A 14,415-nucleotide genomic window follows, 5' to 3' on the forward strand; every position below is an offset into this window, starting at 1 on the left:
TTATATCACTCGAGAAAACTGCTGGCGCCGTGCCTGACTGCGGAAGTAGACATCAAAACACATACAAATATTTCGAATTAATAAGCGCCCCTTATCGGTAACGACTAAGATTTGTCCATTTAGCTGTACTAAATCATCATCCAAAAATCCCTGCAATAACTTCAAGTCTTCTGCAAAATACTGCTCAAACTTCAAATCAAACAGTCGCTCAATCTCAGCAAAATCCAATTTAAAATTACAAATCAGTTTTTTAATCAACTCGCGACGGATCAAATCATCTTGCGTCAAAGCAATACCTTTCCACTGAGCATGGCCTAAACGATCCATTTGAGCGTAGTAAGTCTTCAACTCTTTTTGATTTTGGCTGTAAGCATCCCCTAACATTGAAATCGAAGAAACGCCTAAACCCAATAAATCAGCTTCGCCTTGGGTCGTATAACCTTGAAAGTTACGATGTAAATTACCTTTGCTCTGAGCGATTGCCAGCTCATCATCAGGCTTGGCAAAATGATCCATTCCAATAAATTGATAACCATGCTTTACAAGAAACTCAATACTGTCACGTAAAATGCCTAAACGCTCATCACTACTCGGAAGTGCCGTTTCATCGATCTTTCTTTGGGCCGCAAAACGACTCGGCAGATGCGCATAGTTAAATACCGATAAACGGTCGGGATCTAACTCGATCACCCGCGCTAAAGTCTGATTAAAACTGTGGCGAGTCTGATGGGGTAAGCCATAAATTAAATCAATATTAACCGAACGAAAACCAAGCTGTTTAGCACGCGCCACTAAGGCAAAAATAAAACGCTCATCTTGCTCTCGATTCACCGCTTGCTGTACCTGCTTATTGAAGTCTTGCACGCCTAAGCTAATCCGGTTAAAACCTAGTTCAGCGAGTAAATCAATGGTCGACAGTTCGATTTCCCGAGGATCAACTTCAATGCTAATTTCAGCGTCTTCAGCAAATTGAAACTGTTTATGTAAGATGGCCGTCAAGCGTTTCAGTTGTTCAGCTTGAAGATAGGTCGGCGTACCTCCTCCCCAATGCATTTGACTCACCAAACGCTGTTGGAAACGTGGTGCGCGTAGCAAAATCTCTTGCTCTAAATAATCGAGATAAATATCAGCCTTATGCTGGTGGCGAGTAATCAGCTTATTACAACCACAGTAATAACAAAGCTTATGGCAGAACGGGATATGTAAATAGAGTGATAAATTTCGATTTGGAAACTTTTCGCAGGCAATATTAAACTGTGCCTCTGCGAAGTCTTCACTAAACTCTAAGGCCGTAGGATAAGAGGTATAACGCGGCCCAGAATAATTATACTTTTCAATGAGTGACTGATCCCAGTCAACACCTAATATGGCCATCCGATCTTCTCCTAGAGCGTATCTATGTTAAGTTGGGCGATTACTTTAGCTTCTTGTAAGATCTGTTGCTCTAAAGCTTGTTCGTGAGCTTCGCGATGCTGATCTTGACGTTTGCGCTGCGGCAAAGGTAAGCGATTTCGAGCCTCATGAGTGGGTAACTCATTGATCGCATCATACAATTGAAACACCGCAGGAAAGCGCTGCGACCAATCGATCAGCTTAGGCGTTTGCAGCGCCACTAACAGATTACACAGACGAATTACGCCTTCCGATAAGCCACAGCGTTGCTGCTGCATCGCGATTGCAATATAACTAATATCGCTCAATAAGCGTTGGTTGCGTTTAACAACGGCTTGTTTAATCACTTTATTTTGACCAAATAAACGTCCAACCAACAAAGCGGCATACACCGCCAAGGCCACAATAATAAGCGCCGCAATCAGCAACAGCCAAAACATCGTTGTTAATCCTTATATTGATCCAAGGACGCGCTATTTAGCGAACGCCATAACTGCTCATCTTCGTCTAAAGCGTCCGCCTCTTCGGCATCTTCAACCAGACCCAATTCGGCCAATAATTCAGCATGGCGAGCCAGCTGTAAATCAAGCCACTGCTGATCTTGTTTACTAATACTCCCCCCCTCATCCAAGATATCGATGAGGCTTTCTAAGCGGGGATCCGCTTCTAAGTTTGCCAATTCTTTTTCTGGGCTTAAAACCACTTTTTTCTTGGTAGGTTTCGCGGCCGGCTTACGCGCCTGAGGAGCCTCAACACCTAAGGCGACTGGCGTCTTACTGCCAAGCCGTGCGTCTTGCTTTTCGACCGCTTGACTTTGATGACTGCTCGCCTCAGCGATCTGCTGACGACTCCCAGAAGCCTTACCCTTACCAATGGTGACCCGATCGGGAACAGCCACACGCTTAGCTTTAAAGTCAGGATCTTTACGCATCCCAATTAAGCCGCCTTTACGATTTTTTTTACCTCTAGCCATCTTCTTTACCTTTTAAACGGTCTGAAATAGGGCCACATCTGGGCCGACTATTTGCAATTGAAACTGATAGTGTTCCGCCAACCAGCACAACGTATTATCACTATAAAACGCAAGGTGCGTGGGATCATTCTTGTAATGCCACTGCGGGAACACCTCGGTTCCCCAATGACGTTTTGTCATTACCGCTAACAATCCCGGTTTATCCACTAACGACAGCAGTTGTTTCCAAGCACTTGCTGGAAAATTGAAATGTTCAACAACTTCGGTACAGGTCACAAAGCGATAACGTTGCTGTAAATACTGTGCCTCTGGATAGTATATAGGATCATAGTTGAGTAAGTGATGACCCGCCTGCGCCAACAATAACGATAGAGCCGGACCCGGCCCACAGCCAAAATCTAGCCCGACGGCCGAGTCATCTAAGGCCGCAATGACTGGCTCACTCACTCGCCGCAAAAAAGATAAATATCCAGCATCCTGAGGATCGTTATGATGCAAGTCATACTGAGCTTTTTCCGCCAAAGGACTTAAGTGATCATTAGGATCGACAAAAATGAGATCACAACGTGAGCAATGCCAATATTGGCGGCGTTTATCACGATAAAAATCGTTCGCAGAAACAGCACTGCAGAGTGGACATTTCACCGCTTAACACCTCGCCTATTTTTTAGGGGCGCAAGTGTAACACTTAGAATTAAGATGGCGAATAATAAATCAGGAAGAACGGAGTAGCGCCAGCTACTCCTTGTGGGATTAGTGCAAACCACCCAGATATTGCGACAAAATTTCGATATCTTTATCCGTCAGTTTGGTTGCGATATCACGCATCATACCATTCGGGTCGTTATTACGCGTACCACTTCGGAAACTTTCTAACTGGGTCTTCAAGTAAGTCGCATATTGTGATGAGATACGCGGAAACTTAGCTAAGTCATGACCAACACCACGAGGACCGTGACAGGCCGTACAGGCTGTAATACCACGCTCCAAATCACCTCCCATATATAGCTTTTTACCAGCATCCACATATTCTGGAGCTGTGGTATTGGGGCTCATCGGCTGGCTCGAGAAATAAGCGGCCAAATCTTGCATATCTTGCTCGGAAAGCGGCATCGCCATACCACCCATCACCGGGTTACTACGCCCTTCTCCACCAGTTGCCGCAGCCTTAAAGTTTTCTAACTGCTTCACAATGTATCCAGCGTGCTGGCCTTCTAATTTGGGGTAGCCTAAGGCCTCGCCCTGATCATTATGACAAGCTTTACAGGTCGCAGCCTTTTGCTCCCCAGCCGTAGCATCTCCCTTGGCCCATACCGGACTGGCTACACCCGCCACTAACATTAACACTAAGGTAAGTTTTTTCATGACATTCCATTTATTAGTATTATTCCAAACCACACACACTGGCGCCCGTGATACACTTAGCTAGCCCAGTAACGGCATATTTTACACAATTTTACCAAAAACGTAATGTATTACCCCAAATTCCTGTGAGAGCTTAACTTAACCATGGCGCAATATCATTTTCAAAACACCCACTTCATTACCAGCGCTCCTAACATTCAGGCAATGCCTGAGGACAGCGGAATTGAAATCGCCTTTGCTGGCCGCTCCAATGCGGGAAAATCCAGTGCGCTGAATGCCCTCTCCCGACAAAAAAGCTTAGCCCGAACCAGTAAAACCCCAGGGCGAACCCAACTCATCAATGTATTTGAACTGAGTGAAGGCGTTCGTTTAATCGATTTACCTGGCTATGGATTTGCCCAAGTGCCCGAAGAAGTGAAGAGACAATGGCAAAAATCTTTGTCTGAGTATTTGCAAGAACGGCAAAGCCTGAAAGGGATCGTGGTATTAATGGATATTCGCCATCCCTTCAAAGATACCGACCGCAGCTTAATACAATGGGCAGTTGAGTCTAACATTCCGGTACTCGCACTCTTAACCAAATCGGACAAACTTAAACAAGGTGCACGCAAAGCAGCGGTATTACAAGGCCGAGCAATCGCAGCAGAGTTTGGTGGAGAGGTGCGAGTTGAAGCTTTTTCTTCTCTGAAAAAACAGGGTCTAGATTTACTGCAAAACAGCCTAGTGACTTGGTTCGACCAACATAGCCAAGAACAAGCCGAATAAAAATACTCAGGCACCTTTATTGACGCTTCAGTAGGGTGCGTCTTATACCCAACAATCAGATACAAGATAGGCCAATAGCTCTAAGACTGGCGGCCTATCTTCATTTATTCGCGACGAACAAGCAGCCAGCAAAAATCTACAGCATCAAATTTCGCTCAAAAAAAAGCCCCATCATCTGATGAGGCATACTAAGAAAAGAATTCTTAAAAACTGAAAGCACTATTCCAATTGCATAAATTAAGACTGCGCCAAAAATAATAAGTTCACACTAATTCATAAAAACTTTCCATTTCTTTCTTTTTAACCCTCTGAGTAGCCAGAGATAAACATCCATTTGTCGCCAATACATCACAACGACCACTTAATTTTATAAATCAGCAGTTTCATGCCATCAGCAAAAACTCAAGGAAATATGTAATTTAGCAACGAATAATAAGGAATTTATAAACAAACAATGGGAATAAAAGAATAAATGGTAAAAATCTGAAGTCGGTTCACGTTTTAGATAAAAAAACGCCTCGACATAAACTGTCGAGGCGGCAAAATAGCCTTTTTCAACTACGTGAAATAAAGGTCTGAAAGATAGAACATCTTACCTCTGTACCCTACGACTCTTACTCTAGAGCAATGCCGCCGAAAAATAAAGCACTTTTTGTAATGAAATTTCATATTTACACAAATAGAAGTGATTTAATTACCTGAAAACGTTTTCTGAATTACAAAAAATCAATGCCGCCAAATTTCAAAAAAAAGGAGGCCTAGGCCTCCTTAATCAAATATTTCTATAATTTAGTGTGCTTCATCCCAATTATCCCCCACCCCCGCTTCGGCAATCAAAGGTAAGTCGAGGGTCACCGCCTGCTCCATTAACTGGGTTAACTTCGGAACGACCCGCTCCAATTCACTTTCTAGAACCTCGAATACCAATTCATCATGAACCTGCATCAACATTTTGCAATGTTCGCTCGCTTGAGTTGTTAACCACTGGGCGACCGCTATCATTGCCTTTTTAATAATGTCAGCGGCGGTGCCTTGCATCGGTGCATTCACAGCGGCTCGCTCAGCAGCCTTCTTACGCATACCGTTACGCGAGTTAATTTCAGGCAGGTATAAACGTCGACCAAATAGGGTTTCGACATAACCATGCGCTTGGCAGAAATCACGGGTGGTATCCATATAGACCAATACTCCAGGATAACGCTCGAAATAGCGGTCCATATAGGCTTGCGCATCACCGCGAGCAATCCCGAGCTGCTTGGCGAGGCCAAAAGCACTCATGCCATAAATCAACCCAAAATTAATTGCTTTAGCACTGCGTCGTTCATCGGCGCTGACCGATTCCAAAGCCTTACCGAAAACTTCGGCCGCAGTCGCCCGGTGAATATCTTCGCCGGCAGCAAAGGCCTTGAGTAAACCTTTATCTTGAGAAAGATGGGCCATAATTCGCAGCTCAATTTGCGAATAATCGATAGCCACCAGCTTATAACCCTCGGCAGGGATAAAGGCCTGACGAACTTTACGCCCCTCTTCATGACGGATCGGAATATTCTGTAAATTAGGGTCGGTGGATGAGAAACGTCCAGTGGCCGTTACAGCTTGATGATAAGAAGTGTGCACACGACCGGTACTTGGTTCCACCATTTTTGGTAGTTTGTCGGTGTAAGTGGACTTCAATTTGGACAAGCTACGATATTCCAAAATAACCTTGGGTAGTGCATAGTCCAGCGCCAGTTCCTGCAATACCTCTTCGGCGGTTGAGGGCGCACCTTTGGGGGTTTTCTTCACCACCGGTAACTGCATCTTGTCGAATAAGATGGTTTGTAATTGCTTCGGAGACCCTAGATTAAACGCTTCCCCAGCCAAGTCATGAGCCTGCTTTTCGAGACTATCAATGCGCGCAGCCAGTGATAAACTGTGCTTGGCCAAAAGCGCGCTATCAATCCGCACCCCTTGCCGCTCGGTTTGTGAAAGAATCGACACCAGGGGAACTTCCACTTCCTCAAACAACTGCTTCAACTTTGGTAACTGCTCTAACTGGGGCCATAAAGCCTGATGCAGACGCAAGGTAATATCGGCATCTTCTGCGGCATAGGGAGCAGCCACATCTAATTCAATCTGGTTAAAGGTTAGTTGTTTGGCACCTTTACCAGCAATATCTTCAAACTTAATGGTTTTATGCTGCAAGTATTGCAACGATAAGGAGTCCATATCGTGGCGAGTAATGGTGCTGTTGAGCACATAGGATTCCAACATCGTGTCGAACCGGATCCCCTGTAAATTGATGTCGTAGCGGGCCAAAACACTGGCATCATATTTTAAATTTTGCCCAACTTTAGATTTATTGGGATCTTCCAATAAAGGTTTTAACTGGGCCAATACCCAGCCACGATCCAATTGCGCCGGTGCATCTAAGTAGTCGTGGGCCAAAGGTAAATATGCAGCACAGCCTGCTTCCACCGCAAACGATAAACCAACCAGTTCTGCCTGCATATAATTGAGTGAGGTAGTCTCGGTATCAAGCGAAATCAGCTCGGCCTGTTCCAGCTTGCTCAGCCAATCACTAAACTGCTGTTCACTGAGAATGGTTTGATAATCCCCAATAAGAGGCTTTACCACCGCTTGGTTTGCCACATCACTCGCTTGAGCCACCCCAGAGCCAGCACTGTCTTTATCTAAAACTTCACTAAGCCAACGTTTAAATTCTAGCTGGCCAAATAGAGCAATCAGCGCATCTTTATCTTCCGGGCTGCGACTCATATCATCCATGCTGAAGCCAACCTCAACATCGCACTTAATGGTTGCCAATAAATAAGATAAACGCGCCTCTTCAGCATGCTCGCGCAGTTTTTTGGGCATGCTTTTAGAGCCCCTAAAACCTAAGGGGGCCACCGCGTCTGGGTCAGCTAGCAAAGCTTCGACACCGCCAATGCCTTGTAACATGGCCAGCGCGGTTTTCTCGCCAACCCCAGGTAAACCGGGAATGTTATCGACTTTATCGCCCATCAGCGCCAAATAGTCGATAATGAGCTCTGGCGCGACCCCAAATTTTTCAATCACTCCCTCTCGATCCATCACAGTATCGGTCATGGTATTAATCAGAGTGATATTTTGATCGACCAGCTGAGCCATATCTTTATCACCGGTACTAATCAATACGGCTTTGTTTTCAGCGGAGGCCTGTTTGGCTAAGGTTCCAATGACATCGTCTGCTTCCACCCCAGAAATCGCCAAAAGAGGCAAACCCATAGCTTTAATCACCGCATGTAAAGGCTCAATTTGGCTACGTAAATCGTCAGGCATTGATGGGCGATTTGCTTTATAGTCGCTATAGATCTCATCGCGAAAAGTCTTACCCTTAGCGTCAAAAACCACCACGATGTGTTCAGGCTGAAACTGCCTCAGCAAGCTACGCAGCATATTAATCACACCATAGACCGCGCCGGTTGCTTCACCTTTAGAGTTCGTCAGATGAGGGGGTGAATAATATGCACGGTACAAATAAGAAGAGCCATCTACTAATACCAGAGGCTGCTCAGGGAGGGTCGCCATAAGCTTGATCCATAGTTCAATTTTTAATTGCGCACGATGATGCCACAGCCACCTAAAATGCACCAGAGCTAAGCCCTTAGCCAGAGAATAAATTGTGGATAAGTCTGTTGACAAACAGCAATAATTCTCTCGCAAAAATAGAAGCAAGATAAAGGTTATAAAAATAAACCACTATTAACAACAGGTTATGTAAAAACAAACAGGAAGATCTGGAGCGGTGAATACTTTTCCTAATGTGGAAAACATCATTCCATGACGCTGTTTTTGCAAACTAACTGAGCAATAATTAAACAAGCTAAGCTAGGCAGGTGGGTAAATATAGAAGATTACTCTCGGGCAAACCTTGGATTAGATCACAATTTGACCAGCTAAAAATATTATTTTTTTAAGTTAAGTTGGCATGCTCTAAGGCGACCAATAATGGTGCGCAACTTGCGGAAAATTGCGATAAATTGGCGCATTCAAACCAACAACTGTCACTCAAAAGATCATAGCGCCACCACCACAATTGCTGTTCAAGATAAAACCCTAGTACTTGCCAATCGGCACCCTGTTCGTTAAACGACTCAGCCCATCCCTGCTGTTCAATAAATTGACGAGCAAAAGCCATGAAGTTCTGCTCAGTTAGCTGATGTTGCAGATTAATCGCACCATGTTCACTCAGTATCTGGTATGCCTTGATCAACTGCTGCATGAGATTTCCAGACACTTCCCCCAATGTGGTGGCGGGGCTGCAAAACGCTCGGCGTTTTTCTGAGGATTAAAGGGTTGGCTTAAGATTTGATGCAGCGTTTGCAACTCCGAATAATCTCCAGCTTCGGCAGCTGTGATCGCTTGTTGCGCGAGATAATTACGCAATACATATAAAGGCACATGTTGTTGGATAGCCTCACAGCGCTGTGTTTCGTCTCGCTCCGCCTCGGCGCAGCGCGCCCGATAAGTCGCTAACCAAGCTTGCCAAGGTTCGCCCAGTAAAGCTGGCAACTCAGCCATCGGTTGGGCTAAACTGCGTAAACTGGAATGATAATCCAAACCTTGCTGCGCCATTAAACTGAGCACACCGGAAAGCAAAGATTCGTCTTGATCTTGCCACTGTGACAAACCCAACTTATTGAGCATAAACATCTGATAATGTTGATTAATCACTCGCTGATAACGTAACCACAGAGCCTCACTTTGGTGACTGGGAACATAATCCGACAAGGCTTGAGCTAAACGCTGCAAGTTCCACAAGCCTACCGCAGGCTGCTGATCGAAGGCATAACGGCCATGATGATCACTGTGATTACAAATATGCCGCGGATTAAAATCATCCAGAAAACCGTAAGGACCATAATCGATGGTTAAACCCAAGATCGACATGTTATCGGTATTCATCACGCCATGACAAAAACCTTCAGCCTGCCATTTAGCGATCATTAGAGCAGTGCTATCAACCACCTGCTGCAACATCGCCAACACTGGATTAGACTGCTTTAAACAATCACTAAAATAATGCTCTAAACAAAAGTCGATCAGCCGTTTGAGTAGGCCGGATTGCTGCTGATAATAAAGGTATTCGAAATGACCAAAGCGAATATGACTAGGCGCGAAGCGCAGCAACATAGCTTCTTTTTCCAAACGCTCTCGGCGCACTTCGCCTCCACCAACTCCGAGGCTTAGCGCTCGGGTGGTGGCGATCCCCAAGGCCGCCATGGCTTCACTGGCCAAAAACTCGCGGATACTGGAACGCAATACCGCTTTGCCATCACCTTGTCGTGAGAAAGGGGTTAAACCCGAGCCCTTCAGTTGCAGCTCCCAGTGCTCTCCCTGTGGCGTTTTCAGTTCACCCAATAATAAAGCGCGACCATCACCCAATTGTGGAGAATACCCCCCGAACTGATGGCCCGCATACACCGTAGAAACCGGGTCCATCCCGTCAACCAGTAATTGTCCTGCCGTTAATCCCAAACCCTGTTCACTAGCCATAAAGTTCGCATCCAAAGCTAACAACTGGCAACTCTGTTGACTAACGATCACCATCTCTGGCTCACTCAAAGCTGTTGGCTGTTGCTGATGGCATAGCTCGGGAAGCGCTTGGGCAAAGCGATTTACAAACTCCATATAGCTCCTTCTCTATGACTTTGCACGGACTTACCCCGGCTGGTATTGGCCAATCAGCGCTAAGAATTGATGGCCATAGCGCTCCAATTTTTTTAAGCCTACACCACTGATGCTTAACATCTCATGCTGTGTCTGCGGCAGACGCTGGGCCATTTCGATCAAAGTCGCATCATTAAACACCACAAACGGCGGTACCGATTCTTGATCGGCTAAACGCTTTCTTAAATTACGTAACAAAGCGAACAAACGTTTATCATAAACCCCATAGGCCGCATTTTTTTTACTTTGTTTGGTGGTATTTAGGCGCGGAACCGCCAAAGATAAGCCTTGCTCCCCCTTTAAAAAGGGTCGAGCGGCTTCGGTCAATTGCAGTACCGAACTACGAGCAATATTTTGCTGTAACAAACCGAGATGGATCAATTGGCGCAAAACACTCATCCAATGTTCATGCCCAGACTGTTTACCAATCCCATGAGTCGAAAGCTTATCATGACCCTGCTCTAAAACACGTTGGCTCATGCTACCACGTAACACTTCGATAACATAACCAATCCCAAAGCGCTGACCCAAACGATACACACAGGAAAGCGCCTTCTGCGCATCTTCTAAGCCATCATATTGTTTCGGCGGATCGAGACAAATATCGCAGTTACCACAAGGCTTGGCTAAGTACTCACCAAAATAATTGAGTAATACCTGGCGACGACAAGTTTGCGCCTCGGCAAAAGCCACAATAGCGTTAAACTTGTGACTCTCTACTCGGCGTTGCTGTTCATTGTCGTTTTCTTCAATCATCCGCCGCACCCAATTGGCATCAGCCGGATCGTATAAAAACACCGCTTCAGCTTCGGTACCATCACGCCCCGCACGACCAGTTTCCTGATAATAAGCTTCAATATTACGTGGGATGTCGTAATGAAATACATAACGTACATTGGGCTTATCAATCCCCATACCAAAGGCAACCGTGGCCACCACGACTTCTAATTCGTCACGTTGGAATTGCTCTTGCACCAGCTGACGCTGCTCGATTGGCAAACCGGCATGATAAGCCGCACAACGCAAACCCTCAGCGCCGAGTTTGAGAGCCAACTCTTCCACCCGTTTTCGGCTACTACAGTAGACAATGCCGCTGTCTTCTCGGCGACGTTTCACATAATCACTCAACTGCTGCCAGGGGCGATACTTTTCCTGCAAGGTATAACGAATATTCGGTCGGTCGAAGCTGGAAATATGCGTGAAAGCCTCAGTCAAATTCAAACGCTGCAAAATATCTAAACGAGTCGTATCGTCGGCGGTCGCGGTTAAAGCCACGACCGGCACATTTGGAAAACTTTCCTTTAAGCAACCCAGCGCACTGTATTCCGGCCTAAAATCATGCCCCCATTGGGAAATGCAATGGGCTTCATCGATGGCAAACATGGCTAAAGACCATTGCTGCAGGCGTTCGATGAAGTCACCATTAATCAAACGCTCGGGTGAAATATATAGTAGCTTCAACTCACCCTGTTGTAAGCGGCGATAAATCTCATATTGTTGCTCTCGGGCTAAACTGGAGTTTAGATAAGCCGCATTTACCCCATTGTGCAACAAGCTATCAACCTGATCCTTCATCAAGGAAATCAAAGGGGAAATCACCACGGTTAAACCCGGTTTCACTAAGGCAGGTATTTGATAACACAATGACTTACCACCACCGGTGGGCATAATAGCTAAGCAATCTCGATGATTCAGCAAACGCTCGATCACCGCCGCTTGTCCGGCTCTAAATTCGGCAAAACCAAACACATCTTGTAGAATTTTTTGAGCGCGTTGCATGAAAGGTAAGGATCCCTAAATTCAGTCGAGAAACAATCAGTCGGTCATTGTAATCAAGCCTAAGGGTCTTGTCTTGGTTTGCCTTTATTCTTTTAAAGCTTTACAGTATTCAAACGTGCGTTTAAATTCTCTAGGACGGATCATGAGCAGCTCTCGACAACATAAATGGCGACAAGCGATAGCCGACACTTTCATCAATCGGATGCCATTTAATCAACTGCTTGGAATTGAATTACTCGAATACAGCGCCACTGGCGTGAAACTTAAATTACCCATGTCCCCCAAATTGGTCGGTAATCCCATTCATGGCATTTTACATGGCGGGGTCACCGCGACTATTTTAGATGTTGCCGGAGGAATGACGGCTGCGGCTGCAGCACTGGAACGTCTCGCCGACTTAAGCAGTCAACAACTCTCGGAGCAACTAAGTAAAACCGGCACCATCGATCTGCGCATCGATTACCTACGTCCTGGTGTCGGCGAACTATTTTACGCCTCGGCAGAAGTGATCCGCTCAGGGAATAAAGTCACTGTCACCCGTATGGAATTACATAATCAACTCGGCACCCATATCGCCTTTGGTACTGGCACCTATATGGTTGGTTAAATAAAGAAAACACTCTAAGAAACTGATATTCCGATTTCGGTGAGCGGTAGTTGTTCTGTTCACCCTACGCGATAGTGTCACTGTGATTACACGGCTTTTATTTCCACCAAGATTAATCGATAAAAATTCACCGCCATTACAAAATATTGATAATTATTCAGTTCACTTCGCTGAATTTTCTCAGTTGGAGCTATACTGTAACTAAGGATAGACTTCATAAGGTGGGCTAGAATAGCGATGAGTGCGGTAAGTTGTTCTCCAAAGTTGATCACTTTACTGGAAGCTGTTTTACAAACAGCACTGCAGCAGGCCCGCACGCTCAATATTGATGACTTAGCACAATGGAGCGAGCATGAGCTAAATGGCTATGGTGATTTCGCTCATTTCCCTGATTACCGCATCGTAGAATGCAAACAATTTGGCATATTCGAAAAAGCGCAACAAAGCTTACAACACTTTGAACAGATCCATGACGACTGTCTGAATGAACGGGATCGCTGTCGATTACGCTATTTACACATTCAACCAGCACTCAGCCAGTGTTTAAACAATCAAGAAGAAACCCAGCGAGCTTGGCCAACTCTGATACTCGCGAATTATGCGGAAGGCATTATCCCTGGTTACCGTTGTGTAAGAGCTTGGCAAAGCTATCACAAGCCCTTACAGGAGCGGCTGATCAATGGTGTCCTCGGCCATTTGTTGCACCTAATCCAATTGAGCGACTGTCCTGAACAAAAACCACTGTTAAATGAGATTAAACAATTATGTGAACAAGAGAATAACTTACGAGATACATGGCAAAAATTGTATACCGACTGCCACGCACCTTCGACAATACAAGGCGATTAAATGACTGAATGCAAAAGCTACCATTGAAAATATGGTGACCAACCTAAGCCCCTGCTACACTAACTTGCCTTTTCTCTTGTTTACCTAATTTTATGCCAATTCAATCCACTAAACATGGTGTTATGTTTGCGCTTGGCGCTTACATCATGTGGGGCATTGCACCCGTCTATTTTAAGAGCCTTACCGAAGTACCCGCCTACGAAATCTTAGCTCATCGGATTATTTGGTCTTGCCTATTTGTCGCCTTATTGCTCACTTTTAGTAAGCAGTGGCGGGCAGTAAGAGCTGTACTCAAACATCCTAAACAACTTTCGGTCTTAGCACTCACTTCGCTGTTAATTGGCGGAAACTGGCTAATTTTCATTTGGTCGATCAATAATAATCGGATGTTAGATGCAAGCTTGGGCTATTACATTAACCCGCTATTTAATGTGCTGCTGGGCATGCTATTTTTGGGCGAGCGTTTTCGCAGCGCTCAGTGGGTGGCGATCGTATTGGCACTCATTGGGGTGTTGATCCAGCTGCTGAGTTACGGCTCACTACCGTGGATAGCATTGAGCCTTGCCATAAGCTTTAGTATTTATGGCTTATTACGTAAACAAATTAACCTAGCAGCACTGCCGGGTCTGTTTGTCGAAACTTTGTGGTTAGTGCCGTTGGCACTGACTTACTTATTTATTCTTGCTGACTCCAGCACGAGCCATTTTACCAACAACAGCAGCACACTAAATGTGCTGTTACTCAGCGCAGGTGTGGTCACCACCCTACCACTACTGTGCTTTGTGGCAGCCGCGACTCGGCTGCGCTTATCCACCATCGGCTTCTTTCAGTATATCGGTCCCTCATTGATGTTTATCCTAGCGACCAGTATTTATGAGGAACCATTAGAACCGATGAAACTATTAACTTTTAGCTTTATTTGGCTAGGTTTAGCAATTTTCACTTGGGACGCATTGCGCCAACGCCGTAAACCCAAAACGGCCACTTAGCTTGT

General features: G+C 45.4%; 13 protein-coding genes. 4 read left to right on the forward strand and 9 right to left on the reverse strand.

Going from position 1 to position 14,415, the window contains the following annotated elements; all coding sequences use genetic code 11:
• The 5 genes from hemN to ACRRS1_RS21505 all read right to left on the reverse strand — a co-directional run bounded on the left by hemN (position 1) and on the right by ACRRS1_RS21505 (position 3,730).
• Positions 1-1,374 carry an oxygen-independent coproporphyrinogen III oxidase gene (gene hemN, locus ACRRS1_RS21485; RefSeq protein WP_432455474.1) on the reverse strand — a complete coding sequence of 458 codons (1,374 nt, stop codon included), beginning with the start codon at positions 1,372-1,374 and terminating at the stop codon, positions 1-3.
• 11 nt (positions 1,375-1,385) lie between these two features.
• The gene (locus ACRRS1_RS21490; RefSeq protein ID WP_432455473.1) at positions 1,386-1,832 is read right to left on the reverse strand and encodes a DUF2489 domain-containing protein; all 447 of its coding nucleotides are present in this window, start codon (positions 1,830-1,832) and stop codon (positions 1,386-1,388) included.
• 5 nt (positions 1,833-1,837) lie between these two features.
• Positions 1,838-2,365 (reverse strand): Der GTPase-activating protein YihI, encoded by a 528-nt coding sequence (gene yihI / locus ACRRS1_RS21495; protein WP_432455472.1) that lies wholly within the window; start codon positions 2,363-2,365, stop codon positions 1,838-1,840.
• Positions 2,366-2,377: 12 nt separating this feature from the next.
• Complete coding sequence (locus ACRRS1_RS21500) at positions 2,378-3,010, reverse strand: class I SAM-dependent methyltransferase (protein ID WP_432455471.1); 633 nt, start codon at positions 3,008-3,010, stop codon at positions 2,378-2,380.
• A gap of 108 nt (positions 3,011-3,118) precedes the next feature.
• Complete coding sequence (locus ACRRS1_RS21505) at positions 3,119-3,730, reverse strand: c-type cytochrome (protein WP_432464021.1); 612 nt, start codon at positions 3,728-3,730, stop codon at positions 3,119-3,121.
• A 144-nt stretch (positions 3,731-3,874) separates the two neighbouring features.
• Here ACRRS1_RS21505 and yihA point away from each other — a divergent pair, with 144 nt between their 5' ends.
• Complete coding sequence (gene yihA / locus ACRRS1_RS21510; protein ID WP_432468767.1) at positions 3,875-4,495, forward strand: ribosome biogenesis GTP-binding protein YihA/YsxC; 621 nt, start codon at positions 3,875-3,877, stop codon at positions 4,493-4,495.
• Positions 4,496-5,284: 789 nt separating this feature from the next.
• Here yihA and polA read toward each other — a convergent pair.
• The 4 genes from polA to recQ form a co-directional block, all read right to left on the reverse strand.
• A complete protein-coding gene (gene polA / locus ACRRS1_RS21515) occupies positions 5,285-8,044 on the reverse strand; it encodes a DNA polymerase I (protein WP_432468766.1) in 2,760 nt (919 codons plus the stop codon).
• Between the two features lie 385 nt (positions 8,045-8,429).
• Positions 8,430-8,738, reverse strand: coding sequence for a DUF3630 family protein (locus tag ACRRS1_RS21520; protein WP_432460440.1), 309 nt, complete (start codon positions 8,736-8,738; stop codon positions 8,430-8,432).
• Positions 8,726-10,147, reverse strand: a complete 1,422-nt coding sequence (locus ACRRS1_RS21525; RefSeq protein WP_432464023.1) for a protein adenylyltransferase SelO — start codon at positions 10,145-10,147, stop codon at positions 8,726-8,728. Before ACRRS1_RS21525 ends, ACRRS1_RS21520 begins: the two co-directional genes overlap by 13 nt.
• Positions 10,148-10,177: 30 nt before the next feature.
• A complete protein-coding gene (gene recQ, locus ACRRS1_RS21530) occupies positions 10,178-11,965 on the reverse strand; it encodes a DNA helicase RecQ (RefSeq protein WP_432455465.1) in 1,788 nt (595 codons plus the stop codon).
• 142 nt (positions 11,966-12,107) lie between these two features.
• Between recQ and ACRRS1_RS21535 the strand changes: the two genes are divergently transcribed.
• From ACRRS1_RS21535 to rarD, 3 genes are all read left to right on the forward strand, one after another.
• Positions 12,108-12,572: a thioesterase family protein gene (locus ACRRS1_RS21535; protein WP_432455464.1), complete on the forward strand. Its 465-nt coding sequence runs from the start codon at positions 12,108-12,110 to the stop codon at positions 12,570-12,572.
• A gap of 237 nt (positions 12,573-12,809) precedes the next feature.
• Positions 12,810-13,421 carry an AbiTii domain-containing protein gene (locus ACRRS1_RS21540; RefSeq protein ID WP_432455463.1) on the forward strand — a complete coding sequence of 204 codons (612 nt, stop codon included), beginning with the start codon at positions 12,810-12,812 and terminating at the stop codon, positions 13,419-13,421.
• Positions 13,422-13,543: 122 nt separating this feature from the next.
• Positions 13,544-14,410, forward strand: coding sequence for an EamA family transporter RarD (rarD, locus tag ACRRS1_RS21545; protein ID WP_432460443.1), 867 nt, complete (start codon positions 13,544-13,546; stop codon positions 14,408-14,410).
• Positions 14,411-14,415 lie beyond the last annotated feature (5 nt).

The sequence above is a fragment of the Agarivorans sp. Z349TD_8 genome (assembly GCF_050870825.2).
Lineage (GTDB): Bacteria > Pseudomonadota > Gammaproteobacteria > Enterobacterales > Celerinatantimonadaceae > Agarivorans.

Coding starts and splice junctions, on each gene's coding strand:
- ACRRS1_RS21540 (WP_432455463.1), top strand. CDS start 12,810: ATGAGTGCGGTAAGTTGTTCTCCAAAGTTGATCACTTTACTGGAAGCT.
- ACRRS1_RS21520 (WP_432460440.1), bottom strand. CDS start 8,738: ATGCAGCAGTTGATCAAGGCATACCAGATACTGAGTGAACATGGTGCG.
- yihA (WP_432468767.1), top strand. CDS start 3,875: ATGGCGCAATATCATTTTCAAAACACCCACTTCATTACCAGCGCTCCT.
- recQ (WP_432455465.1), bottom strand. CDS start 11,965: ATGCAACGCGCTCAAAAAATTCTACAAGATGTGTTTGGTTTTGCCGAA.
- hemN (WP_432455474.1), bottom strand. CDS start 1,374: ATGGCCATATTAGGTGTTGACTGGGATCAGTCACTCATTGAAAAGTAT.
- ACRRS1_RS21505 (WP_432464021.1), bottom strand. CDS start 3,730: ATGAAAAAACTTACCTTAGTGTTAATGTTAGTGGCGGGTGTAGCCAGT.
- rarD (WP_432460443.1), top strand. CDS start 13,544: ATGTTTGCGCTTGGCGCTTACATCATGTGGGGCATTGCACCCGTCTAT.
- ACRRS1_RS21535 (WP_432455464.1), top strand. CDS start 12,108: ATGAGCAGCTCTCGACAACATAAATGGCGACAAGCGATAGCCGACACT.
- ACRRS1_RS21490 (WP_432455473.1), bottom strand. CDS start 1,832: ATGTTTTGGCTGTTGCTGATTGCGGCGCTTATTATTGTGGCCTTGGCG.
- ACRRS1_RS21525 (WP_432464023.1), bottom strand. CDS start 10,147: ATGGAGTTTGTAAATCGCTTTGCCCAAGCGCTTCCCGAGCTATGCCAT.
- yihI (WP_432455472.1), bottom strand. CDS start 2,365: ATGGCTAGAGGTAAAAAAAATCGTAAAGGCGGCTTAATTGGGATGCGT.
- polA (WP_432468766.1), bottom strand. CDS start 8,044: ATGGCGACCCTCCCTGAGCAGCCTCTGGTATTAGTAGATGGCTCTTCT.